Source organism: Tardiphaga sp. 37S4 (assembly GCF_021044645.1).
Lineage (GTDB): Bacteria > Pseudomonadota > Alphaproteobacteria > Rhizobiales > Xanthobacteraceae > Tardiphaga > Tardiphaga robiniae.
Window position 1 is genome coordinate 5,751,951 of sequence record NZ_CP088008.1, and the last position, 24,477, is coordinate 5,776,427.

23 protein-coding genes and 1 tRNA gene are annotated in these 24,477 nt (G+C 61.1%); 19 read left to right on the top strand and 5 right to left on the bottom strand.

The window, feature by feature from the left end; genetic code table 11:
• Positions 1 to 254: 254 nt before the first annotated feature.
• The 13 genes from LPB73_RS27335 to LPB73_RS27395 all read left to right on the top strand — a co-directional run bounded on the left by LPB73_RS27335 (position 255) and on the right by LPB73_RS27395 (position 14,032).
• On the top strand, positions 255 to 1,874 hold the full coding sequence (locus tag LPB73_RS27335) for an ABC transporter substrate-binding protein (RefSeq protein ID WP_120287489.1): 1,620 nt from the start codon (positions 255 to 257) through the stop codon (positions 1,872 to 1,874).
• A 6-nt stretch (positions 1,875 to 1,880) separates the two neighbouring features.
• Positions 1,881 to 2,894 (top strand): ABC transporter permease, encoded by a 1,014-nt coding sequence (locus LPB73_RS27340; RefSeq protein ID WP_120287488.1) that lies wholly within the window; start codon positions 1,881 to 1,883, stop codon positions 2,892 to 2,894.
• Between the two features lie 10 nt (positions 2,895 to 2,904).
• Complete coding sequence (locus LPB73_RS27345; protein ID WP_120287487.1) at positions 2,905 to 3,825, top strand: ABC transporter permease; 921 nt, start codon at positions 2,905 to 2,907, stop codon at positions 3,823 to 3,825.
• Positions 3,826 to 3,835: 10 nt separating this feature from the next.
• Positions 3,836 to 5,650 (top strand): dipeptide ABC transporter ATP-binding protein, encoded by a 1,815-nt coding sequence (locus LPB73_RS27350; RefSeq protein WP_231078812.1) that lies wholly within the window; start codon positions 3,836 to 3,838, stop codon positions 5,648 to 5,650.
• Positions 5,651 to 5,670: 20 nt separating this feature from the next.
• A complete protein-coding gene (locus LPB73_RS27355; RefSeq protein ID WP_231078813.1) occupies positions 5,671 to 5,850 on the top strand; it encodes a DUF4089 domain-containing protein in 180 nt (59 codons plus the stop codon).
• Positions 5,840 to 7,255 (top strand): AtzE family amidohydrolase, encoded by a 1,416-nt coding sequence (locus tag LPB73_RS27360; RefSeq protein ID WP_231078814.1) that lies wholly within the window; start codon positions 5,840 to 5,842, stop codon positions 7,253 to 7,255. The genes LPB73_RS27355 and LPB73_RS27360 overlap by 11 nt, the downstream gene beginning before the upstream one ends.
• 1 nt (position 7,256) lies before the next feature.
• Entirely contained in the window at positions 7,257 to 7,655 is a 399-nt protein-coding gene (gene hpxZ, locus LPB73_RS27365; RefSeq protein WP_089263511.1) for an oxalurate catabolism protein HpxZ, read from the top strand.
• Between the two features lie 11 nt (positions 7,656 to 7,666).
• Positions 7,667 to 8,392 (top strand): GntR family transcriptional regulator, encoded by a 726-nt coding sequence (locus LPB73_RS27370; protein WP_414716919.1) that lies wholly within the window; start codon positions 7,667 to 7,669, stop codon positions 8,390 to 8,392.
• A gap of 214 nt (positions 8,393 to 8,606) precedes the next feature.
• Complete coding sequence (locus tag LPB73_RS27375) at positions 8,607 to 10,061, top strand: MFS transporter (protein ID WP_231081268.1); 1,455 nt, start codon at positions 8,607 to 8,609, stop codon at positions 10,059 to 10,061.
• Between the two features lie 10 nt (positions 10,062 to 10,071).
• Positions 10,072 to 10,887: a trehalose-phosphatase gene (gene otsB, locus LPB73_RS27380; RefSeq protein WP_093758174.1), complete on the top strand. Its 816-nt coding sequence runs from the start codon at positions 10,072 to 10,074 to the stop codon at positions 10,885 to 10,887.
• A gap of 142 nt (positions 10,888 to 11,029) precedes the next feature.
• Complete coding sequence (locus LPB73_RS27385) at positions 11,030 to 12,502, top strand: trehalose-6-phosphate synthase (protein WP_231078816.1); 1,473 nt, start codon at positions 11,030 to 11,032, stop codon at positions 12,500 to 12,502.
• Positions 12,503 to 12,723: 221 nt separating this feature from the next.
• Positions 12,724 to 12,813 (top strand) — tRNA-Ser (locus LPB73_RS27390).
• A 295-nt stretch (positions 12,814 to 13,108) separates the two neighbouring features.
• Complete coding sequence (locus tag LPB73_RS27395; RefSeq protein WP_231078817.1) at positions 13,109 to 14,032, top strand: DUF2778 domain-containing protein; 924 nt, start codon at positions 13,109 to 13,111, stop codon at positions 14,030 to 14,032.
• A gap of 290 nt (positions 14,033 to 14,322) precedes the next feature.
• Here the strand turns inward: LPB73_RS27395 and LPB73_RS27400 are convergent, their stop codons facing one another.
• From LPB73_RS27400 to LPB73_RS27410, 3 genes are all read right to left on the bottom strand, one after another.
• A complete protein-coding gene (locus tag LPB73_RS27400) occupies positions 14,323 to 15,549 on the bottom strand; it encodes an alpha/beta fold hydrolase (protein ID WP_231078818.1) in 1,227 nt (408 codons plus the stop codon).
• A gap of 12 nt (positions 15,550 to 15,561) precedes the next feature.
• A complete protein-coding gene (locus LPB73_RS27405; RefSeq protein ID WP_231078819.1) occupies positions 15,562 to 16,452 on the bottom strand; it encodes an NAD(P)-dependent oxidoreductase in 891 nt (296 codons plus the stop codon).
• Between the two features lie 61 nt (positions 16,453 to 16,513).
• Entirely contained in the window at positions 16,514 to 17,197 is a 684-nt protein-coding gene (locus tag LPB73_RS27410) for a GntR family transcriptional regulator (RefSeq protein WP_231078820.1), read from the bottom strand.
• 114 nt (positions 17,198 to 17,311) lie between these two features.
• Here LPB73_RS27410 and LPB73_RS27415 point away from each other — a divergent pair, with 114 nt between their 5' ends.
• From LPB73_RS27415 to LPB73_RS27440, 6 genes are read left to right on the top strand one after another with little or no spacing between them, the layout of a single operon-like run.
• The gene (locus LPB73_RS27415; protein WP_120287479.1) at positions 17,312 to 18,535 is read left to right on the top strand and encodes an ABC transporter substrate-binding protein; all 1,224 of its coding nucleotides are present in this window, start codon (positions 17,312 to 17,314) and stop codon (positions 18,533 to 18,535) included.
• Positions 18,536 to 18,555: 20 nt separating this feature from the next.
• Positions 18,556 to 19,416, top strand: a complete 861-nt coding sequence (locus tag LPB73_RS27420) for a branched-chain amino acid ABC transporter permease (RefSeq protein ID WP_089263519.1) — start codon at positions 18,556 to 18,558, stop codon at positions 19,414 to 19,416.
• Entirely contained in the window at positions 19,413 to 20,384 is a 972-nt protein-coding gene (locus LPB73_RS27425; RefSeq protein WP_231078821.1) for a branched-chain amino acid ABC transporter permease, read from the top strand. Before LPB73_RS27420 ends, LPB73_RS27425 begins: the two co-directional genes overlap by 4 nt.
• Positions 20,381 to 21,106: an ABC transporter ATP-binding protein gene (locus LPB73_RS27430; RefSeq protein WP_093757598.1), complete on the top strand. Its 726-nt coding sequence runs from the start codon at positions 20,381 to 20,383 to the stop codon at positions 21,104 to 21,106. Before LPB73_RS27425 ends, LPB73_RS27430 begins: the two co-directional genes overlap by 4 nt.
• Entirely contained in the window at positions 21,103 to 21,825 is a 723-nt protein-coding gene (locus LPB73_RS27435; protein ID WP_231078822.1) for an ABC transporter ATP-binding protein, read from the top strand. Before LPB73_RS27430 ends, LPB73_RS27435 begins: the two co-directional genes overlap by 4 nt.
• 59 nt (positions 21,826 to 21,884) lie before the next feature.
• The gene (locus LPB73_RS27440; protein WP_170849614.1) at positions 21,885 to 22,289 is read left to right on the top strand and encodes a carboxymuconolactone decarboxylase family protein; all 405 of its coding nucleotides are present in this window, start codon (positions 21,885 to 21,887) and stop codon (positions 22,287 to 22,289) included.
• Positions 22,290 to 22,452: 163 nt separating this feature from the next.
• Here the strand turns inward: LPB73_RS27440 and LPB73_RS27445 are convergent, their stop codons facing one another.
• Positions 22,453 to 23,004 carry a DUF1269 domain-containing protein gene (locus LPB73_RS27445; protein ID WP_231078823.1) on the bottom strand — a complete coding sequence of 184 codons (552 nt, stop codon included), beginning with the start codon at positions 23,002 to 23,004 and terminating at the stop codon, positions 22,453 to 22,455.
• 70 nt (positions 23,005 to 23,074) lie between these two features.
• Positions 23,075 to 23,638, bottom strand: coding sequence for an HdeD family acid-resistance protein (locus LPB73_RS27450; protein ID WP_231078824.1), 564 nt, complete (start codon positions 23,636 to 23,638; stop codon positions 23,075 to 23,077).
• Between the last annotated feature and the right edge of the window lie 839 nt (positions 23,639 to 24,477).

Genomic DNA, 24,477 nt, shown 5'->3' on the forward strand with positions numbered 1-24,477 from the left:
AGCCGATATATGTCAAGCCAGAAACAGGCGACCAATGACCGAGCACGGCTGCACGGCAGTCTAAATTATGTGCATATCAATATCTTTGTATGCAATTAAGTCGGATCTCTGGCTACGTCGGCCGCCGGGCTCGTTGCGTAAATGCAAGATTTATCAGTCCCCTAGACGGTCATTAGGGGTTCGTTAAGCTCTGGCACGAAGTTTGCGATGTCTGTTCCCAAGCCGATCCACTCGCGCCCTTGGGGAGAGCCAGAATGAAGCGTCGTGATTTTCTGAAAACCGCCACAGGCGCCGCCGCTGGCGCCATGGTCTCCGGTCCGGCGATCTTCTCGCCCGCCAAGGCAGATGCCCGATCTGAAACCTTGCTGATCGTCTCCGAAAGCGGCCCCAACAATCTCGACATTCACGGCGTCGGCACCAACGTGCCCGGCTATGAAGTGTCCTGGAATTGCTACGACCGCCTGATCGGCCACGAGATGAAGGCCGGCCCCGGCGGCGTGCCCTATTACGACCGCGACAAGTTCAAGCCCGAACTCGCGGAGGACATGACCATCAGCGACATGTCGGCGACCTTCAAGCTGCGCAAGAACGCGAAGTTTCACGACGGCACGCCGGTGACGGCGAAGGACGTCAAGTGGTCGCTGGATCGTTCGGTCAGCGTCGGCGGTTTTCCGACCTTCCAGATGAGCGCCGGATCGCTGAAGAAGCCCGAGCAGTTCGTCATTGTCGACGATCACACCGTGCGCGTCGATTTCGCCACCAAGGATCGCCTGACGATTCCGGATCTCGCGGTGATCGTGCCCTGCGTGATCAATTCCGAACTGGTGAAGAAGAACGCCACCGAGAAGGATCCGTGGGGTCTCGAATATACCAAGATGCAGACCGCCGGCGGCGGCGCCTACAAGGTGACCAAGTGGACCGCGGGCACGGACGTCATCCTCGAGCGCAATGATGATTGGGTCTCCGGCCCGATGCCGAAGATCAAGCGCGTGATCTGGCGCATGGTGCCGCAGGCCGGCAACCGGCGTGCGCTGCTCGAGCGCGGCGATGCCGATATGTCCTATGAACTGCCTTACAAGGATTTCCAGGAGATCAAGGCCAACGGCAAGCTCGACGTGGTGTCGCTGCCGTTCAGCAACGGCATCCAGTATATCGGCATGAATGTCACCAAGCCGCCCTTCGACAATCCGAAGGTGCGTCAGGCCGTGGCCTATGCGCTGCCCTATCAGAAGATCGTCGATGCCGTATTGTTCGGTCTCGCCAATCCGATGTACGGCGCATCAGCCGACAAGCCGACCGAAGTCGCGTGGCCGCAACCGCATAAATACAATACCGACATGGCCAAGGCGAAGGCGCTGCTGGCCGAGGCCGGCTATCCCAACGGCTTCGAGACCACGATCTCATTCGATCTCGGCTTCGCCGTCGTCAACGAGCCGCTGTGTGTGCTGGTGCAGGAGAGCCTCGGCCAGATCGGCATCAAGACGACCATCAACAAAATCCCTGGCGCCAATTGGCGCACTGAGCTCAACAAGAAGGAGATGCCGCTCTATACCAACGTGTTCTCCGGTTGGCTCGATTACCCCGAATACTTCTTCTACTGGTGCTATCACGGGGACAATTCGGTGTTTAACACCATGAGCTACAAGTCGCCCGAGATGGATAAGCGCATCAACGGTGCACGCACCGCCGCCGCAACCGGCGACAAGGCAGCCTATGATGCGGACGTGAAAGGCTTCGTCGATCTCGCTTTCACTGATGTGCCGCGAATCCCGCTGTATCAGCCCTATGTCAACGTGGCGATGCAGAAGAACATTTCCGGCTACCAGTACTGGTTCCACCGTCGACTCGACTATCGCGCGCTCGTGAAGGCGTGATGTGTCATGCTCAGCCTGATCGGCAAACGATTGATGTTCGCGATCCCGAGCTTGATCGGGGTCGTCATCGTCACATTCCTGTTGACGCGCGCGCTGCCCGGCGATCCCGCGGCCTATTTCGCAGGACCGTCAGCGGACAAGCAGGCCATTGAGGAAATCCGCAAGAAGCTCGGTCTCGACAAGCCGCTGATCGAGCAATTCTTTCGCTACACCGCCGATCTGGCCAAAGGCGATTTCGGCAACTCGCTGACGACCGGCCAGCCGGTGGCGACGGAGCTTCGCAATCGCTTGCCGGCGTCAGCCGAACTGACGCTGCTCGGTCTGCTCGTTTCGATCATGATCGCCATTCCGCTTGGCATTCTCGCCGCCACCCGGCCGGGTTCATGGATCGATCATCTCTGCCGGGTGACGACGACGGCCGGCGTGTCGCTGCCGGTGTTCTTCACCGGCCTGGTGCTGGTCTATGTCTTCTATTTCAGGCTGGGCTGGTCGCCGGCGCCGCTCGGACGACTGGATGTTTTCGCATCGACGCCGCCCAACGTGACCGGCTTCTATCTGATCGACAGTCTCATCGCCCGTGACTGGGAAGCCTTCAGGTCCGCCTTCAACCAATTGATCCTGCCGACGGCGACGCTGGCGATCTTCTCGCTGGCGCCGATCGCGCGCATGACGCGCGCGTCGATGCTGGCGATCCTGTCATCGGACTTCGTGCGAACGGCCCGCGCAAGCGGTCTGTCGCCACGCGCCGTGATCGTCACTTACGCCTTCCGCAACGCCATGCTGCCGGTGATCACAACGCTGTCGATGACCTTCTCTTTTCTGCTCGGCGCCAATGTGCTGGTCGAGAAGGTCTTCGCCTGGCCGGGCATCGGCTCCTACGCCGTCGAAGCGCTGATCTCGTCGGATTTCGCGCCGGTGCAGGGCTTCGTGCTGACGATGGCCGTCATGTATGTGCTGATCAATCTGATCATCGACATTCTTTACGGCGTGATCGATCCGCGCGTGCGGCTGGAAGGGTGAGGTGTAAACCATGAACGCTGTCACGCCTGTCGATTCCGAAGCCGTTCCCGCGCCGAAACCTGAGCCCGCAAAGCGTACGTCCGGCTTTGCCGCGACGCTGTCGCACACCCGCTACATCCTGGGCGAGAACCGCGTCACGGCCTTTGCTTTCGGCTTGCTGGTGCTGATCGTGTTTGCAGCGCTGTTCGGTCCCTATATCGTGCCTTACGATCCGCTCGCCAGCGACACGGCGCAGGCGCTGAAGGCGCCGTCCGCGGCGCACTGGTTCGGGACCGATCAGCTCGGGCGTGACATTTTCAGCCGCGTCATTGTCGCGACCCGGCTCGATTTCTTCATCGCTATCGCCTCGGTCATCCTGGTGTTCGCCATGGGCGGCCTCGCCGGCATCGCCTCGGGCTATTTCGGCGGCTGGACCGATCGTATCGTCGGCCGCATTGCCGATACGATCATGGCCTTTCCGCTGTTCGTGCTGGCCATGGGTATCGTCGCTGCGCTGGGCAACACCGTGCAGAACATCATCATCGCCACCGCCATCGTGAACTTCCCGCTTTATGCGCGTGTCGCTCGCGCAGAGGCCAATGTCCGCCGCGAGGCCGGCTTTGTGCAGGCGGCCCGATTGTCGGGCAATAGCGAGATGCGCATCCTGCTGGTGCATATCCTGCCCAACATCATGCCGATCATGATCGTGCAGATGTCGCTCACCATGGGCTATGCGATCCTCAATGCCGCGGGCCTCTCCTTCATCGGCCTCGGTGTCCGTCCGCCAACTGCGGAATGGGGAATCATGGTCGCCGAAGGCGCGTCCTTCATGGTGTCCGGCGAATGGTGGATCGCATTGTTCCCCGGTCTGGCGCTGATGATCGCGGTATTCTGCTTCAACCTGCTGGGCGACGGTCTGCGCGACATCGTCGATCCGCAGCGACGCACCTGAGGGCCCGGACATGACCGCTCAACCGCTTCTCGATGTCAGCGATCTCACTGTCGAATTCGCCACACGACGCGGCATCGTCAAGGCGGTGCAGCACGTCAATATCTCCGTCGCCAAGGGCGAAACTCTGGGCATCGTCGGCGAGTCCGGCTCGGGAAAATCCGTCACCTCCTATGCGGTGATGCGCATTCTCGACCGCGCCGGCAAGATCGCCGAAGGTTCGGTGATGTTCTCCGGCGTCGATATCAAAGGTGCAACCGAGAACCAGATGCGCGACCTGCGCGGCCGCGAAATCTCGATGATTTTCCAGAACCCGCGGGCGGCGCTCAATCCGATCCGCAAGGTCGGTGACCAGATCGAGGACGTGCTGCGCCAGCATGCGCAGGCTGGCAGCGCAGACCGTGCGGAGAAAGCCATCGAGGCGCTGGAGCAGGTCAAGATCGCACGCCCGCGCGAGCGCTATCACGCCTATCCTTTCGAACTTTCGGGGGGCATGTGCCAGCGCGTGGTCATCGCATTGGCGCTGGCCTGTAATCCGCAGCTCCTGATCGCTGACGAGCCGACGACAGGTCTGGATGTCACGACGCAGAAGGCGGTGATGGATCTGGTCGTCGAGCTCACCAAGAGCCGCGGCATGTCGACGATCCTGATCACCCATGATCTCGGCCTCGCGGCCGCGTATTGTGACCGTGTCGTGGTGATGGAAAAGGGCAGGGTGGTCGAGACGGCGCTGTCGGCCGATATCTTCGCCAATCCGAAGCACGCCTATACGAAGAAGCTGATGCAGGCGACGCCGCGGCTCGGTGTCTCGCTGCGCGATCTGCTGCCGGCCGAAGAACGCGCGGCAATGCCGGTGCAGGCTCTTCTTACCTCTCCCCGCTTGCGGGGAGAGGTCGACGCGCGTAGCGCGTCGGGTGAGGGGGAGCCGGCGAGTGAATCTCTGATTCCCCCTCACCCCGACCCTCTCCCCGCAAGCGGGGAGAGGGAGCAGAAGCCCCTTCTCACCGTCGAAAATCTGGTCAAGGAATATGCCCGCCAGGGCGCGACGGCCTCACTCGCCAAACTGTTCTCGCGCAAGCCGCCGACAGAGCCGGACAAGTTTCGTGCTGTCGATGGTATCAGCTTTACGGTCGGCCATGGCGAGAGCGTCGGCCTTGTCGGCGAATCCGGCTGCGGCAAGTCGACGACGTCGATGATGGTGATGCGACTGATCGACAAGACCTCGGGCCGCATCTCGTTCGATGGCGACGAGATCGGCGAGATTGCGCCGAACTCTTTTGCGCGGCTGCCGCTGCGCAAGAGCATCCAGATGGTGTTCCAAGATCCCACCGACAGTCTCAATCCGCGCTTCACGGCGGCGCGTGCCATCGCCGATCCGATCATGCAGCTTGGCGATATCAAGGGCTCTGACGCGCTGCGTGCAAAATGCGAGGATCTCGCGCGACAGGTGGGGCTGCCGCTCGAATTACTCGATCGCTTTCCGCACCAGATGTCCGGCGGCCAGAAGGCGCGCGTCGGCATTGCCCGCGCCATCGCGCTGCAGCCGAAGCTGATCATCCTGGATGAGCCGACCGCTGCGCTCGACGTCTCCGTCCAGGCGGTGGTGCTGAACCTGTTGCAGGACCTGAAACAGTCGATGGGGATGAGCTATTTGTTCGTATCGCACGATTTGAATGTGGTGCGTTTGTTGTGCGATCGTGTCATCGTGATGCGCACGGGGCGGATCGTCGAGCAGGGCCTGACCGAGGCCGTGCTGGACGCGCCGCAGGACAACTACACGAAGGAGCTGCTGTCGGCGATCCCGCATCCGCCGCTGCCGGTTCATTGAGACAGATCGAGAGAGGGACCGTGGCCGAACCGCTTGATGACTATATCGACGCCGTCGCCGGGGCGTTGGCGCTGCCGATCGAGGATGCGTGGAAGCCATCCGTCCGTGCCAATCTAGCAGTGACGCTGAAAATGGCCAAAATGGTCGACGAATTTGCGCTGCCAGATGAAACCGAGCCGGCGAGCATCTATGCAGCTTGATCCGGTCATCACCCCCGAAGGCGACTGGCGCCCGGCTTCCGAAATCGCCCAGGCGGTTGCCGCGAAGAAGATCTCGGCGCTCGCTGTCACCGAAGCTGCGCTCGCGCGGATCGCGCAGCACAATCCGGTCCTGAACGCATTCACCGATGTCACCGCCGATCGCGCGCGCGCCACGGCGAAGGCGCTGGATGCCGCGATTGCCGCCGGTCAAAGCGTCGGCCCGCTTGCAGGCGTGCCGTTTGCGGTGAAGAATCTGTTCGATGTCACCGGTCTGCCGACCCGCGCCGGTTCCAGGATCAATCGCGATCGTCCGGCTTCGACCCGTGATGCGACGCTGGTCGAGCGCATGGAAGCCGCGGGCGCCGTCTTGGTCGGCGCGCTCAATATGGGTGAATACGCCTATGACTTCACCGGCGAGAACATTCATGACGGCCCGTCGCGGAATCCGCATGACGTGACCCGGATGACCGGCGGCTCATCGGGCGGTTCCGGCGGCGTAGTCGGCGGCAGTCTCGTGCCGATTGCCTTGGGGTCGGACACCAACGGTTCAATCCGCGTGCCGTCGTCGTTTTGCGGTATCTTCGGCCTGAAGCCGACTTACGGCCGGCTGTCGCGGGCGCGCTCGTTTCCGTTTGTCGCGAGCTTCGATCATCTCGGCCCGTTCGCACGATCGGTCGAGGACCTCGCGCTGTCCTACGATGCCATGCAGGGACCCGATGCCGAGGATGCGGCGTGTTCAACCCGCGCCATCGAGTCGGTGACGGCGCTGCTCGGACAGGATATCGGCTCTCTCCGCATCGCTGCGGCCGGCGGATACTTCCGCAAGAACCTGTTTCCGGAGGCCCAGGAGGCGGTTGCGCGTGTCACGAAGGCGCTCGGCGTCACACGCGACATCGAGCTGCCCGAGGTCGCCCGCGCGCGTTCGGCGGCCTACGTCATCTCGACCGTTGAAGGCGCCTCGCTGCATCTGGACCGTCTGCGGACACGGCCCAATGACTTCGACCCGGCGGTGCGAGACCGGTTGCTGGCCGGCGCCATGGTGCCGGCGCCGCTGGTTGATCGCGCGCAGAAATTCCGTCGCTGGTACCGCGCGAAGGTGCTCGAATTGTTCAAGGACGTCGACGTGATCATCGCGCCGGCGACGCCTTGCATCGCGCCGAAACTGGGGCAGGCGACTTTCGTGCTCGACGGCATCGAGCTGCCGGTGCGGGCCAATATCGGCATCCACACCCAGCCGATTTCGTTCATCGGTCTGCCCGTGGTCGCCGTCCCCGTGCCGCTCGATCCGATGCCGATCGGTGTGCAGATCATTGCGGCGCCGTGGCGGGAAGACATCGCGCTGCGCGTCGCTTATGCTTTGGAGCGGGCCGGCATCGTTGCTGCTCCATCAGCAAAAGGGTTCTGACATGGACATTGATCTGCCGGACGTCATCGCCGAAGTGGGCGCCGCTTTCGCACGCTATGAGAAGGCGTTGACGACCAACGACACGGCGGTGCTCGGCGAGTTGTTTCGCAACGATCCGCGGACGCTCCGTTACGGCATGGGCGAAAACCTCTACGGTTATGACGAGATCCAAGCCTTTCGCGGTGCACGCTCGCCGGTCGGATTGATGCGCCGCACTGCGCGCACGGTGATTTCCGCCTATGGCCGCGACACTGCGGTCGCCTCGACGCTATTTTATCGCGACACGGCTCCGGGTAAGGTCGGTCGACAGATGCAGACGTGGATCCGCTTTCCGGAAGGCTGGCGAATCGTGGCGGCGTCTGTCAGCCTGATCGACGAACCGCAGGGCGCCAAGGGATGAGTTTCGACGACATGCTGATCCAGCCGGGGAAGCCGCGCCGCAAGGCGGGCATCGCCGGGCCGGTCAGCCGGGTTGACCGTGCCGGGACTATCACCGGCAAGATGACGCGCGCCGAAGAACTCCGCCTGCAACTGGCCGACGAGATCGTGCGCGGCGTGCTGGCGCCGGGCACACCGCTCGACGAAACCGATCTGGCACAACGTTTCAATGTTTCGCGCACGCCCGTTCGTGAAGCGTTGCGCCAGCTCACGGCCAGCGGCCTTGTCGACTCGCGCGCGCATCGTGGCGCCGTGGTGGCGCAGCCGTCGATCGATCGCCTCACCGGGATGTTCGAGGCGATGGCGGAGCTCGAAGCGATATGTGCCGGCCTCGCCGCAGAACGGATGCCGGCCGTGCAACGTCACGGGTTGGAGGCCATTCACGAAGAGCTGCGGGTGCTGAGCTATGACGGCAATCCGGATCGTTTCCACGAAGTGAACGAGCGTTTTCACAACGCGATCTATGCGGGTTCGCAGAACGAATATATCGCCGAGATCACGCTGGCGACCCGGGTGCGGGTGCAGCCGTTCCGGCGCGCGCAGTTCCGCAATCTCGGCCGTCTTGCCAAGTCGCAGGCTGAGCATGACCGCGTCGTCGTCGCCATCATGCGCGGCGATCGCAACGGCGCCGCCGCGGCGATGCGCGCCCATATCGAACTGGTGCGCGGCGAATACGAGCATTACGCCGTTTCGCTCTAGGTCCCAATTCCCCGCATAAAATGGGAACCAACGCGTTCTTCGTGGATTGGTCCACGTAGAATGTGACCCTTTGGCGCTGAATCACCCGTCACCGCAAGGTTTCGGGCTTTTCGCGTTGATGTCGATTTCCGCTTGTCCATGGGGGTAGCGAGCAAATGCTCAGGAGCAAGGCGGCATGGCTTATCTGAGCAGCGCGGATATCGCGGCTTCCCCGATGCCGGGCCAGACGCCAGCTTCTGACTCGGATCGTATCATCGAAACTGACATTCCTGCGCGCCTGGATGCGCTGCGCTGGAGCGGCTTTCACACACGGGTTGTCCTGGCGCTCGGTATTACATGGATTCTCGATGGCCTTGAGGTGACCCTGGCGGGGGCGCTGTCCGGCGCGCTGAAGGAAGATCCGGCGCTGCGGTTCTCGAATCTCGATGTCGGCTTCGCCAACAGCGCCTATCTTGCAGGCGCTGTGATCGGCGCGCTGGGCTTCGGTTGGCTGACGGACCGCATCGGCCGGAAGAAGCTGTTCTTCATTACGCTTGCGCTTTATCTCACCGCGACTGCCGCGACGGCGATGTCATGGAATCTTGCCAGCTATGCCGTGTTTCGATTCCTGACGGGCGCCGGCATTGGCGGGGAATATACCGCGATCAATTCAACGATTCAGGAGCTCGTCCCGGCGCGTTATCGCGGCTGGACCGATTTGGTGATCAACGGCAGCTTCTGGTTAGGCGCTGCAATGGGCGCCGTTTGCGCCATTGTCCTGCTGGACCCCGCAGTGATTTCGCAAGCCTATGGCTGGCGGCTGGCCTATTTCACCGGTGCTATTCTGGGTCTCATCGTGCTGTTCATGCGGATGTGGATTCCGGAAAGCCCGCGCTGGCTGATGATCCATGGTCAGCCGCAGCGCGCCGAAGAGATCGTGGCTGAGATCGAAATCTCCGCGCATCAGAAGGCCAAGCCGTCGGTTCTGGCCGCGCTGCCGAAGATCAGGCTGACGATGCGCGATCATACGCCGCTGAAGGAGGTCGCGCAGACACTGTTCGTGCTGTATCGGCAGCGGTCGCTGGTCGGACTCGTGCTGATGGCGTCGCAGGCGTTTTTCTACAACGCGATCTTCTTCACCTATGCGCTGGTACTGACGGATTTCTTCGGTATCCCGTCCAACCATGTCGGCTGGTATATCCTGCCGTTTGCCGCAGGCAATTTTCTTGGACCGCTGCTGCTCGGCCGGCTGTTCGATACGCTCGGGCGTCGCGTCATGATTGCGGTGACCTACGGCATGTCGGGCATCTTGCTTGCGATCTCCGGCTATCTGTTCTCGATCGATGTGTTGAGTGCACAGACCCAGACCATCGCCTGGATGATCATCTTCTTCTTTGCGTCGCCGGCGGCGAGTGCGGCCTATCTCACCGTCAGTGAGACGTTCCCGATCGAGGTGCGCGCATTGGCGATCGCTGTCTTCTACGCGATCGGCACCGGGATCGGCGGCGTTGCCGGCCCGGCGCTGTTTGGCGTGCTGATCGATACCGGGTCGCGCAATAGCGTGTTTGCCGGCTACCTGTTTGGCGCTGTTCTGATGATCGTGGCTGCGATTGTCGGCTGGCGCTATGCCGTCGCGGCGGAACGCCAGCCGCTTGAATCAGTTGCACGGCCGCTGGCCGTGGTGGAGTAACTTGATGAACATGTCTCAGAAAATTATCGAAATTCATGTCGACGATGCGCCGCACTCCGAAGAGGTACTGTATCCGGGTGCGGAATTGCCGCGGCTTAGCGAATGTGCGCTGCTGCTCGATATCGACGGTACGCTGCTCGATCTGGCGCCGACGCCGCGTGAAGTATGGGTGCCGCCGGATCTGGCGACGTCCATGGGCAAGCTGCTGCAGCGCACGAATGGCGCTATGGCGCTCGTTTCGGGCCGCTCGATCAACGATATCGATCTGATCTTTGCGCCGATGCAGTTTCCTGCCGTCGGCGGTCATGGCGCCGAAATGCGATTGTCAGGCGACAATGAATCGGTAGCGTCAGGCGCGCCGCCGATGGACAAGGAATTAAAGCGTCGCCTTGCTGCCATTGCGAAGTTGAGCCCGGGCATTCTGCTCGAGGACAAGGGCTATGCGCTCGCGCTGCATTATCGCCTCGCGCCGCATGCGGAGAAGGCGATCTATGATGCGGTCTCCGCGATCCGTGCCGATCTGCCGAATGCGCCGATCGAAGTGCTGCCCGGCAAGGCTGTCTGCGAGATCAAGCCGGCTGGTGTGACCAAGGCGACGGGCGTGATCGAATTGATGACGCATGAGCCGTTCAGCGGGCGCCGTCCGATCTTCATCGGCGATGATGTCACCGATGAATCGGTATTTGCGATCATGCCCGGCATGAATGGTCTCGCATTCTCCGTCGGTCGCCGTGCGCAAGGCGTATCGGGTCACTTCGACGAGCCGCGCGATGTGCGCGCATGGCTCGCGCGCTTGCTGATCGACGATGCGGCGAAATCGAAGTGATTCATCCGATGCAGATGGAACTCACTGAAAGGTGAGTTCCATCGTCGCGTGCCCGAATTTGGTTTCAATTGGGTCGAATGGTGACGAGGAACCATATTGATGAACGGACGTTTATCAATGTGTGCAATCAGGAGGGGACCCTGTGAATCTCGTCGTAGTCTCAAACCGAGTATCGCGCGCTTCGGCGAATGAGCCGATGACCGGCGGTCTGGCAGCAGCCTTGCTGCCCGTGGTGGAGAAATCTGGCGCGATTTGGGTGGGTTCCAGCGGCCGCGTGCGCGACGGCGCGCAAAAGGAACCGTTTGCCGAAATCGAGGCGCTTGGCGCCGGTGCGCTGGCAATGCTCGATCTGCCTGCCGCGCATTACGGTGGCTATTACGAAGGCTTTGCCAATTCGGCGCTTTGGCCTGCGCTGCACTCCCGTACCGACCTGATCTGCACGTCGCACGATGATTATCAGTCGTATCGCGAAGTGAATTCGTTCTTCGCGCGCGCGCTGCTGCGGTTCCGCAAGCCCGATACCGCATTCTGGATTCAGGATTACCATTTCCTTGCGCTCGGCGCAGAATTGCGCGCGCTTGGCGTGACGCATCCGCTCGGCTTTTTCCTGCATACACCGTGGCCGGCACGCGATATTTTTGGCGGCGTGCCGCATCATCGCGAGCTGGTCGAGGCAATGCTCGCTTACGATCTGATCGGCTTCCAGACCGAAGGTGATCGCGACAACTTCCTGTCTTATGTCGATGGCGAGCTCGGCCTGGACACGACGGGTGGTGTGGTGATGTCGCGGTACGGCGTGTCGCGCTGTGCGGTATTTCCGATCGGCATCGATCCCGCGAAGTTTGCTGCGCATGCCGCCAAGGCGGCGTCGCATCCAGATGTGTCGCGGCTGCGCCGCAGCCTGAACGGCGAGAAACTCGCCATCGGCGTCGATCGCGTCGATTACTCCAAGGGCCTCGTCAATCGTCTCGATGCGTTCGATCGCATGCTAACGCGGCAGCCGCAGCTCAAGCGCTCGGTCTCGCTGTTGCAGATCGCGACGCTGTCACGCGGCACGATCGAGGCTTATGGTGATCTGCAGAACCAGCTTGCGAAGCTGGTGAGCGATATTAACGGGCGTCACGGCGAAGTTGACTGGACGCCGATCCGCTATCTCAACAAGGGCTTCAGCCAGACGGTGCTCGCTGGCCTCTATCGCACCGCGCAGGTCGGTCTGGTGACGCCGCTGCACGACGGCATGAATCTGGTCGCCAAGGAATATGTCGCTGCGCAGAATCCGGTCGATCCCGGTGTGCTGGTGCTGTCGAAATATGCCGGTGCCGCCAACGAGCTCGATACGGCCCTGCTGGTCAATCCGCATGATGTGGACGGCATGGCGCGCACCATCGCGACCGCATTTTCGATGCCGTTGCTGGAGCGCCGCATGCGCTGGGAAGCCATGATGGCGAAGCTGCGCGCCGGCACCATCCAGGACTGGTTCGCCGATTTCGTCGAGGCGCTTCAGCAGGCCCATGTCGCCAATGACAAGACGCCGCTGGAAACGCTGCCGGCTGAGCCGGCCGTACTCTGGCCGGTCCAATCGCTGGGCGCTGGGGTCGGTAGCCGGTTCCACTGAGCCGCGGCGCCGCCCAGGCGAAATGGGGAGGTCCCCCGCGGCGCGCTGGCGTGGGGGCTGTGCCGACGCATCGCAAGCCGATTCGCCGCTCGCCAGGTCCAGCGGGTGGCGCCAAGGCGCCCCCGAATTCCCTATATCCTTCAATAATTTGAGAAAAACCGCCGGGCCGGGCCGGCGGTCCCTTGCAAATCTCGCTCCGGCCCGTCATGAGAAGGCGCGCCGGAGAGATGGCCGAGTGGCTTAAGGCGCACGCTTGGAAAGCGTGTGTGCGGGAAACCGTACCGTGGGTTCGAATCCCACTCTCTCCGCCAGCACCCCCCTCCTAACCAGCTGATCTATTTGCGAGCCGGCCGTCGTCCTTCCGCTCCCCGCACGCGGTAACAGGATGACGTCTGCGTCGATGGCTGGGTTTTTAGCGAGCCTGTTTAGGCAGGCTGGACTGGAAACGGAATCTCTCGCTCTGGGAGACGGACCTTCCGGAGTGGCGCAAAGTCTGGCGAGGCCAAATGGCTTAATACGTCAGGCTCGTTGGCTTGATTTGAGCTTGAATTATTGGGTAGCCTTTTTGCGTCGTGTCCGGGGCATCAATTGCGTAGATCTCGAATTGTGATCGCTGCTGCGTCTGTCGGAGCCCTCGCTGCGGCTTTGATGCTATGCGCGTATGTTCGAGAGCCTCAGAATGTACTGAGCTTCTTTAAGGCCAAAAATCCAAGTAGTCCCCAGCTCGGCGACGTCTCGTTCGTTCAGCGTTTTCCGCAAGCATTTGATTTTGAAGTGTCGGCTTCTAATGTCGAATTAGAAGTTCAGCGGGCTAAGTCGCAGCTCGCGCAAGCAATGCGATCGCAGCCAGTACTTCCCGCCGACAGCTCGCTCGGAATCTCGGCGGTGAATGGAAAAGTGCCGCTACCGAGAGTCCGACCGTCGGCGGCCAATTTGATTGCTGTGTCTCTGCCCGATCAAGCGTCAACACCGTCTGATCCTTTGTCCAACGTGAGCGCAGCACTTAAAAAAGTCTTCGCGATGCTGCAGCCGTCTGAAACTGTTTTGGCATCTGCGTCACCCGAGGGTGGAATCTCCGGTGACGGAAAGGACAGTGCACCTCCAACGTTGGCGGAAACGCGGACGGCACTTTACGACATTTCCGCGCGCACCGTTTACATGCCCGACGGAACGAGGCTCGAGGCTCACTCCGGACTTGGCGAACTGATGGACGATCCAACGCAAGTCCACGTCCATGATCGAGGTGCGACGCCGCCGCAGATATATGAACTGAGCAAGCGAGAGAAGCCGTTTCACGGCGTTGAAGCATTGCGAATGAAGCCGGTGGGTCAAGGTGATCTGTTTGGCCGCGCCGGATTGCTTACGCACAGCTACCTGATGGGACCAAAGGGAGATTCGAACGGTTGCGTATCGTTCAAGGACTACGCAACGTTCTTGCAGGCTTACAAAGCAGGCGCCGTGAAGCGATTGATCGTCGTACCGAGCCTGGCCGATCCGACCGTTATGGTGGCACAAAAAAACTCGATGTAGCCGTGTCTGTGAATACTCAGATATCGCACCGGCTTGAGATTGATCTTCAGAACTAATTTTCGCCCAGATTTAGATTGGTAGTATGCCAACGCCGAATCGGGGGATTCGCATATGACACCCAGTGACTACGCGCGAATGGCGAAAAATTGCGCCGAGCGAGCTGACGCCTTGGAGCCCGGCCCGAAGAGAGACGAGTTGCTTAAGAAAGCACAGCAGTTCCGTTTTTACGCGAAGGTCGAAAATTGGGTGGCATCACCGGGGCTGCAACCTCCGGATTGAATCTTGCGCATTCAAAGCGGCAAACGACGCAGTGCCTGGAAGACGGGACGCAGATAGTCCAGCATCTTTGGCGGGTTCTCCGTCATCGGAAAATGCCCGAGCTCCGGCATCTCGGTCACCACGGCACCCTCGATCCATTCGGCAAGCGCGTAGGCATCGCTCACGGTGGCGGAGAAGTCGTAGTGCCCGATCAGGAGATGCACCGGGATCTTGTGGCCATCGATGAGCTTGGCGGTCTGCTCGCCGTCGAACTCGTCTGAATAGAAAGCCAGATCGCCGTCATAGACGCCCGGCGCACCCTGCGAATAGATCCATGCAGCGCGTCGGCGATCCTCAGTGGGGCTGGACGGGCTCATCAATCCGCGCACATAGGCTGCCGAATGCCAGCCGCCATTGACGCCTGCATGCGTGAGATAGTCGTTACGACGGCCGCGTGGGCGCAAGGGCGCTTCGAGCGCGATCACGGCTTTCACGAGATCAGGTCGCTCTGCGGCGAGCGCCATGGCGATGCCGGCGCCCATCGAGCAGCCCATCACCACAACGGGTTCGCCGATCGCCTGTTCGATGAAGCTCGCGCACCAGTCCAGATAGGTTGGCTGATCGAGCTGATAGATGCTGCCGTTCCAACCGATAGGTGGCATGGAGCGGCCATGATGCGGCATGTCGAAGCCGATCAGACGCCAGTCGTGCCCGAGTTCGGGATCGCACATCACGCCGTGAAACTGCCGCGTATCCGCTCCGGCTGTGTGGAGGCACAGCACTGGCCTGCCGGTGCCCGTGCCTTCTGAATAGATTTCGGCAATCTGCCCGCCGGCGCTGTGCACGCGGTGATAGCGGCCCTCAAGGCGCGTGAGATCGACTTCGACCGCATGCGCGGCCGGCACCGTCAGATTCGCAAACACGGCTTCTAGAAATGCGCGGGCCTGCGCAATGACCAGCGCATCGCCGCTCACGGTGAAGCTGGTGTTGCGCAGCTGGATCGATGAAAATGAATGATAGGTCGGCGGGGGGCAGGGCGCCAGCACCTTCAGCCATGCTGTGGCTGGTCCAGATAGCGCGATATCCGGCGCATTGCTGGGTATACTGACAACCGGCTGGTTGTTGCGACAAGCGATCGCGACGGCGGCCTCATCGATCCCAAACTGAATTTCAAGATCCAGTCCGCGCGCAAAAGACTGCACCTCCGGCGCGGCAATCGCGACCGCAAGTCGATTGCGAAGCTCGTCGATCAGGCCCATGCCCAACGTTACCTACTTCCTGGCAGTGAGATAGCGGCCAATCTCGACATGGTCGGCCGACGGTCCGAGTTTCTCCAGTGCAGCATCCCACAATGCAGCGACTTCGTCTGCCAGCGGCGCGCTGACGCCGATCTGGTGTGCGAGCTCGTCGGCGGTGCGGATATCTTTCGCCATCAAGGCCAGCCCAAATCCCGATGTGTATTTCTCGGGAATGATGAACTGCTTGAGCTTGTTTTCGGTCGAATTGTTGCGCCCGGTGGAGGCATTCAACACGTCGACAAGGACATTCGGATCGATGCCGAACTTTCCACCGATGGCAACGGCTTCGGCGGCAGCGGCGAGGCCTGCTGCCGAGACGTAGTTGTTCAATGCCTTGGCGGCGTGACCGGAGCCGAGCGGACCGGTGCGGAACACCGACTTGCCCATGGCATTCAGCACGGGATCGGCGCGATCGATGGTCTTGCCGTCGCCGCCGGCCATGATCGCCAGCGTGCCGTCGATGGCGCGTTTCACGCCGCCCGACACCGGAGCGTCGATGAAAGCGAGACCCGCTGCAATCAATTCTTCGCCGAGGGCGCGCGTGCCCATCGGAGCGGAGGAGCTCATATCGATCACCACCGTGCCCGGTACGAGCTTGGCCTTGAAGCCTTCCACGGCGGCGCGAACGATCTTGCCGTCGGGCAATAGCGTGATGACGGCGGCTGCGTCCTTGACGGCTTCATCGACGGTCGCCGCCGAGGTCCCACCAGCCTCGGCATATTTGGCGCGCGCTTCGGCGAATGTATCGAAGCCAACCACCTGATAGCCTGCGCGCGCAATGCATGCGGCCATGGGGCGTCCCATATTGCCGAGGCCGATGACGGCGATCTTGGCGGGCGGATTGATGGCAGCTGAATTCGACACGGGCGTTCCTCTTCAAGTTCTTATTTTATGCGATATCTGGCGCGGCAGGTGATCGCGCTGGTCAGGGATTATCACGCCGTAACGCTTCCAGCGCTATCGCGGCGGCATTCTTGATGTGCTGGACGCAAGCCTGCTCGGCGCCATCTTGGTCGCCGGCCTCGATCGCGACAAGGATGGTCTCGATTTCGGCAAGACTGCGGCCGATGCGATTGGACTGGGTCATCGACGTCATGCGCAGCACCGTGACGCGGTTCAGCAGCATCTTCAGAAAGCGTTCGACGAAAACATTGCCGCAGCCTTCGAGCAGCGCAGCATAGAATTCAGTCTTGGCGGCCAACAGGTCGCTGCGGTCTTCCTGACCGGCAACGGCGCCCATCTGGACGAACTGTTTACGCAATCGTCCAATGATTTCCGGATCGCGCAGCCGCGCACATTCACGGCCGGCATAACCCTCCAGCAGCGCGCGCAGATCGTAGAGCTGCTCGGCTTCCTCGACGCTGATGGTGCTGACGATGGGGCCGCGATGCGGGATCGTAGTGACAAGGCCCTCTGCCTCCAGTTGCCGGAGCGCCTCGCGGATCGAGGTGCGGCCGACGCCGACCTGCTCGCACAGCTCACGCTCGATCAGCCGCTGGCCGGGCTTGAACAGCCCGCTACCGATTGCAGAGCGCAGTCTGTTTTCAACCAGCAGTCGCAGGCTGGTCGATTCCCGCGAGACATTCAGGTCCGATTCGATCTTTGCCATGCGTCAAGTTGACCGCCTATCAGACAATCTGTCAAGCAGCTTGACCGCTCGTCTGTTTTATGTCGAATTGGCGATGAAGCCGCAAAGGCCGTTCTGCATTCGGAGAAAACGCCCATGTCCAAGACAACCTCCCATCGTGGTGGCCTGAGCCGACGTTCGCTGCTCGCCGGAACCGCGTCTCTGCTGGCCAGCCCGATGATTGTTTCGTCGGCACGCGCGCAGGCGAAGCCGGTCAATATCGGCGTGATCATGCCGCTGTCGGGCGCCAATGCGCAGTTCGGCATCAATTCGCGCAACGGCATCGAGCTGGTCGCCGATGAGATCAACGCAGCCGGCGGCATCAAGGCGCTCGGCGGTGCCAAGATCAATCTGATCGTGGCGGACGCGACCTCGACGCCGACCACCGCGGGCACCGTCGCGCAGCGCCTCATCACCCAGAACGAAGTGACCGCGATCCTCGGCGCATTCGCGTCATCGCTGACCATTGCTATTTCGGAAGTCACGGAGCGTCGCGACATTCCGCTGCTCACCATGTCCTTCGCCGACCAGATCACCGGTCGCGGCTTCAAGAACATCTTCCAGATCGTCGCCAAGGCATCTGCGCTCGGCAAGGCGCAGCTCGACTACACGCTGGCGATTGCGCAGGCATCCGGCGCCAAGATCGACAAGATCGCGATCATGTATGAAGACACTGCCTATGGCACTGCGCAGGCGGCCGGCCTTCGTGCCGCTGCCAAGGCAGCCAATATCGACATAGCGATGGACGATGCCTATCCGCTGGGGATCACCGACACCACGCCGTTGATCAACAAACTGCGTGCGTCCGGTGCCCAGGCCGTCTTCCCGGTGTCCTATCTCAACGACAGCCTGCTGCTGATCCGCACCATGCGCCAGCAGCGCATCACGATCCCGGCCATCGGTGGCGCGGCCGGCTATGTTATTCCGGATTTCGAGAAAGGCCTCGGCGAATTCGCGGAGAATGTGCTCTCGATCGCGCCGGCCAATTACGATCTCGCGCCGGATCTCACCGAGCGTTTCCGCAAGCGCTTCGGCTACTTCATGGTGCATGAGGCGCTGGAACACGCCGTCGCGCTCGACGTGCTGGTGCAGGCGATCGAGAAGGCGAAGTCGGCCAAGGCCGAGGACGTCACCATGGCGCTGCGCGGCGCGAAGTTCACCGGCGGCTGGACCAAGGCGATGACCGGCGGCGCCGTCGAATTCGACAGCACTGGCCTCAATATCCTGTCGGTTCCCGTCATGGCGCAATGGCGCAACAAGGAGCTCGTCACGGTGTGGCCGAAGGACGTCGCCAAGGGCACTGCGGTCTGGAAATCCTGACGAACTGAAGAAAGATCGCAGTGTCATTTCTACAAGCAATAATCGATGGGCTGTTGGTCGGTGGCGTCTACGCCGTCATCTCCATCGGCCTGACGTTGGTCTATGGCGTCATGGGCATCGTGAATTTCGCGCAGGCGGAATTCCTGATGATCGGCATGTTCGTGTCGTGGTTTGCCTGGGCTTATCTCGGCCTTGACCCGGTGCTGGCCGCGCCGCTGTCCTTCGCGGTGGCGTTCGGCATCGGCTGGCTGGTGCAGGGGCAGCTGATCGCGCGCGTGTTGAAAGCGCCCTCGGTGGCGCAGATATTCCTCACCGTTGGTCTGTTGATCGTCATCGAAAACGGATCGCTGCTGCTGTTCGGCTCGCAGTTTCGTTCGGTGACGACATCCTACCAAACCATGTCGCTGTCGCTCGGTGCGCTGTTCATCAGCGTGCCGTATCTGATTGCCTTCGGCATGTCGCTGGCCTGTGGCCTGGCCCTGTGGTGGTTCATGCGCACGAGCTGGTTCGGCCGGGCCATGCGCGCGACGGCGCAGAACCCGATGGCCGCGCAGCTGATGGGGATCGATACAGCATTGATGTACAAGATCGCATTCGCGCTCGGCGTCGGCCTCACGGCCTTCGGCGGCGCGGTGATCCTGCCTTATGTCACTGTATTCCCCGGGGTCGGTGGCCAGTTCGTCGTGCTGATGTTCACCGTCGTTGTGCTCGGCGGTCTCGGCAGCGTTGCGGGTGCCGTCGTCGGTGGGCTCGCGGTGGGCGTCATTCAGGCATTGTCCTCGCTGTTCTTTCCGATCCAGTTGCAGAACCTCATTTTGTTCATCGTCTTTATTTTCGTGCTCGCGGTGAGGCCGCAAGGTCTCGTAGGAGCATCCCGATGAAACGCTGGATCGCAATTCTGGCTGTGATCGCCATTGCGGCTGTGTTGCCGCTGCTGCTCAGCCCGACCGGATACTGGATCCGCGTGCTCACCTTCACGCTGCTATTCGCCGCGATGGCGCAGGTCTGGAATATCATCGGCGGTCTGGCCAATCAGACATCGCTTGGTCACGCCGCCTTCTTCGGCATAGGGGCCTATACATCCACCATCCTGGTGCTGAAATTCGGCATCAGCCCGTGGATCGGCATGTTCGCCGGCGGCTTCCTCGGTGGCATCGCCGCGCTGATCATTGCCGTTCCGACCATGCGACTGCAGGGGCATTACTTTGCTTTGGCCACACTGGCGTTCGGCGAAGTGATGCGCGTCATTGCCAATGTCTGGACATCGCTCACCGGCGGACCGGTCGGCCTCTCGGTGCCGTTCGTACCGCCCAGCATTGCTGCCTATTCGTTCAAGCAGCTATTGCCGCATGCCTATATCGCGCTGATCGCCTTGATCATTGTAACGGTCATTTTTGAATGGATTCGGCGCAGTGCCATGGGCTATCGGCTGCGCGCCATCAAGGAAAACCCGGCTGCCGCGGAAGTGATCGGCATCGACACCACAAAGGTGAAGCTGCAGACCGCCGTGATCTCCGGCGTGCTGATGGCCATGCTGGGCACGCTCTATGCGCAGGTCGCCGTGTTCTTCGATCCGGATACCGTGTTTAGCGCCGCGTCCATCTCCATTCGCGTGGCATTGATCGCCATTCTCGGCGGCGTCGGAACGGCGATTGGTCCGATCCTCGGGGCGCTGTTTATCATTCCGGTCGAGGAGCTGATGAACGATCTGTTCTCGTCGGGCGCGGCGGGCCTGTCGCAACTGATCTTCGGCGTCATTCTGATCGCTGTCATTCTATGGCGTCCACGCGGCTTCATTACCGTGTTCGACTCACTGATGGCACGCTTCTCGAACAAGGCACGCTCATGACCATTCTCGATGTGCGTGGTATCTCGCGCCGCTTCGGCGGGCTTCAGGCGCTGTCCGACGTGACGTTTTCGGTGCCGAAAGGACAGATCGTCGGCCTGATCGGCCCGAATGGCGCCGGCAAGACGACGTTCTTCAGCACGCTGGTCGGCCTCATTCGCCCGGACAGCGGCTCGATCCAGCTCGACGGCACCAGCGTGGTCGGCCAGAAGCCGCACAAGGTCGCGGCGCTTGGCATGACCAAGACGTTCCAGAACGTGGCGCTGTTTGCCGAAAGTTCGGTGCTCGACAACGTGCTCACCGCCGGCCTGTTGCGCCACGATGTCGAGACCGCGCGCAAGGAAGCATTGATCTGCCTCGACCGCGTCGGGCTCAAATCCGTTGCCCACAAGCTCGCGGGCAATCTCTCGTTTCCCGAGCGCGCGCGCGTCGAACTGGCACGCGCATTGTGTACCGGCCCCAAAGTGCTGCTGCTCGACGAAGTGATGGCCGCGCTCAATCCGGTGGAGATGCAGGAGATCATGGACCTGATCCGCTCGCTGCGCGACGACGGCATCACGCTGCTGGTTGTCGAGCATCATATGCGCGCAATCATGACGATCTGCGATCGCATCCTGGTGCTGAACTTCGGCCGCCTTCTAGCCGATGGTACGCCGGAGCAGGTTGCGAACGATCCGGTGGTGGTGGAAGCCTATCTCGGCCGTTCGATGGAGGCCCACAAATGAGTGCGTCTCAACCATTGCTCGAGATCAAGGGTCTCAATGCCGGTTACGGCGAGATCGAAGTCCTGCACGGCATCGATCTGCAGATGTTCGAAGGCGAGTTCGTCTGCATCATCGGCGCCAATACCGCCGGCAAGAGCACGATCCTGCGCGCGATCTCGCGCCTGGTGCCGCATGTCACCGGCACGTTGCGGTTTGCAGGCAATGATCTGTCGAACCGGGCCTCGCATGACATCCCCACGCTGGGCATCGCGCATGTTCCGGAAGGGCGTCATGTGTTTTCAGATATGATGGTGGAAGAAAACCTGATGCTCGGTGCCTTCACCGCACGACATGCCAAGGATCTGTCGTCGCGCATGGAAGGCATCTTCGAACTGTTCCCGCGTCTGCGCGAACGGCGCGGGCAGTTGGCAGGCACGCTCTCGGGCGGTGAGCAGCAGATGGTCGCTGTCGGGCGCGCGCTTATGCTTCAGCCGAAGCTGTTGCTGCTGGATGAGCCGAGCCACGGTCTGGCTCCGAAGGTCGTCGAGGAGATGCACGACGCCTTCACCAAGATCCACAGTCGTGGAACGTCGATCCTGCTGGTCGAGCAGAATGTCGGACTGGCGCTCGACGTCGCGACGCGCGGCTATGTGCTGGAAAGCGGTCGCATCGCACTGCAGGGCACATCTGCAGAATTGAATGAAAATCCTGCCGTTCGCTCGGCCTATCTCGGCATATGATCGAGGCAGACGGGCGAACGACGTCGACCCCTGGCAATCGCAAATGGAAGGACTACAATATGAGCTACGATCAGAACATCACACTCGGCGGAATGTTCGACATCGGTCTTGCCGCACGGCGCGAAGTGCTGGGCGCCGCCTATGTCGACAAGTCGATGCAGTCGACCAATGACTTCATGATGTCGTTCCAGCACATCACCACCGAATGGTGCTGGGGCTACGCCTGGAATCGTCCGGGCCTCGATCGCAAGACCCGCAGCATGCTGAACCTCGCAATGCTGACGGCCCTGAACCGCGCGCCGGAAATCAAGCTGCACACGCGCGGCGCAATCACCAATGGCGTCACGGTTGACGAGATCAAGGAAGTGCTGCTGCACGCCACGGTCTATTGCGGTATCCCGGCTGGTCTCGATGCGTTCAAGGCCGCGAATGAAGTACTCAAAGAGATGGGCAAGGTGGAGTAGGTCGCCGGCCTAACAACGACACCTCAAACGCAAATTCAACAGTCCGCTTGATCTACGCAAGATCAGGCGGACTTCGTTATTCGCGGCGATGATACGCACAAGAGCAGTTGGCGCAGATATCTACGCCGGAAGCTTCTGTTGTACCCATGCCAGTCCCGCAAACTCAGGCAGCGGGCTTGGATGCCGTGGACGTGGATGCCGCTGGTGCTGCCTGAGCCTGGGGCTCGGTTGTGGCCTTGGCGAGCGCGTTCCTGAGCGCCTGCTCCTTGGCGTCGTCCAGGGACGTCTTCAGCACAGTGCCGCCGGCGTCCTGGATTTCCTTGAGCACCTTGTCTGCAGTGATGCTCTTGATGAGAACGAACAGCGCCGCATTTCCCGGCTGAAGGCTTGCCGATAGCTCCTTCATGAAGTCGTCGTTGATGCCGTAATCCGTCAATGCGCCGCCCAATGCACCGGATGCGGCGCCCAGTGCCACGCCCAGAAGGGGATTCAGGAACAGTACGCCGATCAATAATCCCCAGAAGCTGCCGGAGGCCGCACCGGCCATCGTGGTGTTCATCAACTGGTTCAGCTTGACCGGACCGGCTTCCGTTTTCACCGCGATAACGGCATCGCTGATCGTGATCAGATATTCCTTCTGCAGCTTGAACAGACGCTGCCGCACCTCTTCGGCCTTTGCCTCGGATGGATAGATGATCGCAACGAGATCTGACATTTCTATTCCTCCTGACTGAGAGATTTCTATGGTGCCACGTGGCCTTCGTCGTTGATGGTTCCTTCTGCCGCTATGCTGCCTTGGTTCTCAGTTGCCATGCGTAAGCGAGCCACGCCAGACCGTGGGAGATCATGTCGACGGCCAGCAGAGAGCCGAGGACCCACAGGCCCGTCCTGGGAAAACCTGTCAGAATAACCAGACCTGCCAGAACGCCGAACAGTCCTGAAGCCAGCATGATCCAGCCTCCTTTGCTCCAGCGACTAAATCCAAGCAGCACGCGAATGACGCCGGAAACCAGCAGCAATATACCGAGGACATAGGTGAGGATGATCGCGCTGGCGACGGGCTGCTGCACCAGAACGATGCCGAATGCGACGTAGAGAATGGCGAGCAGGATCTGCCACAGAAATCCTCCCCATCCCTTGGTCCAGAACGCATGGATCATTTCGAACACGCCAGCGGCAATGGCCGTCCAGCCGATGAACAGCGTGCTGATGACAGTGGCGAGAACGACGTCGCCGAGGATCAGGAGCCCGGCCAAAATCAGAACGATGCCAAGCAGTACGCATATCCAGAACGGCGGTGAAGACAAGCCGCTGACGCTTACCGAGGAACTATTGCCATACGTCGTCATCTTGTCCTCCCGCTCCTGCGCTGCTTTTGCGCTATGATTTGAGGCCGCCCGTGTCACCGCGCATGCGCTTCACAGCATCAGCGCCAAGCGCAGACGCGGCGACCATGGCGCCACCAACACACACGGCGACGACGTCGCCACGATCGATGCGGGTGGTGAAGGACCCTGCGTGGCGGCCGGCCTGCCACAACCACCTGGGCGTTTTCGGTGAGGGGCTTCAACTTGTTGGCAAGGTCTTTCTGCAGCGGGATTGGCGCGGCCTTGGCAGTCGTCAGAAAGACGCTCGTGCCAAGGCCCGTGGCGACCGCGCTGAACAGAAGGCCCTGCAAGAGGTTTCGCCGATCCATCGCTTCCATAGAACTTCTCCTTTCAAGAATAGAAAAGGAACGTCAGGGATATAAGGAGGCACCGGAACTGCACGGCCGAGCCGATAATGCGACTCCGAATGGCGACGGCATCGCAAGATCAACGGTGAGGCGCGGACGTGCATGGGCCCGCAAATGGCGGCCGCGAATGATAGTTCACCCCTGAAAGCTGTTGTGAAGCGGCGATGGGTTTCAGGCGCCAGCCCTTGAACAGTCTCCGACCAGGTCGATTGCCCAGTCGGGACATCAGGCCGTTCAGCCTGTGTTGCGATCGATTGCGAGTCCATGGGACTCCGTTCCGGCTTTTTATCAGCCTGATTTTTGATATCGCACGGGGCGAATGGATATTACCAAAGGCGTAGTCCGTCAATCAGAACGGGAAGATGCGCTCGATATGGGTATGCCTCGCTGTCTCAATTTTCAGAAGTCTTGAACCGCCTAATTAGATCTGCATGCCGCAACATGTTCGAGAAA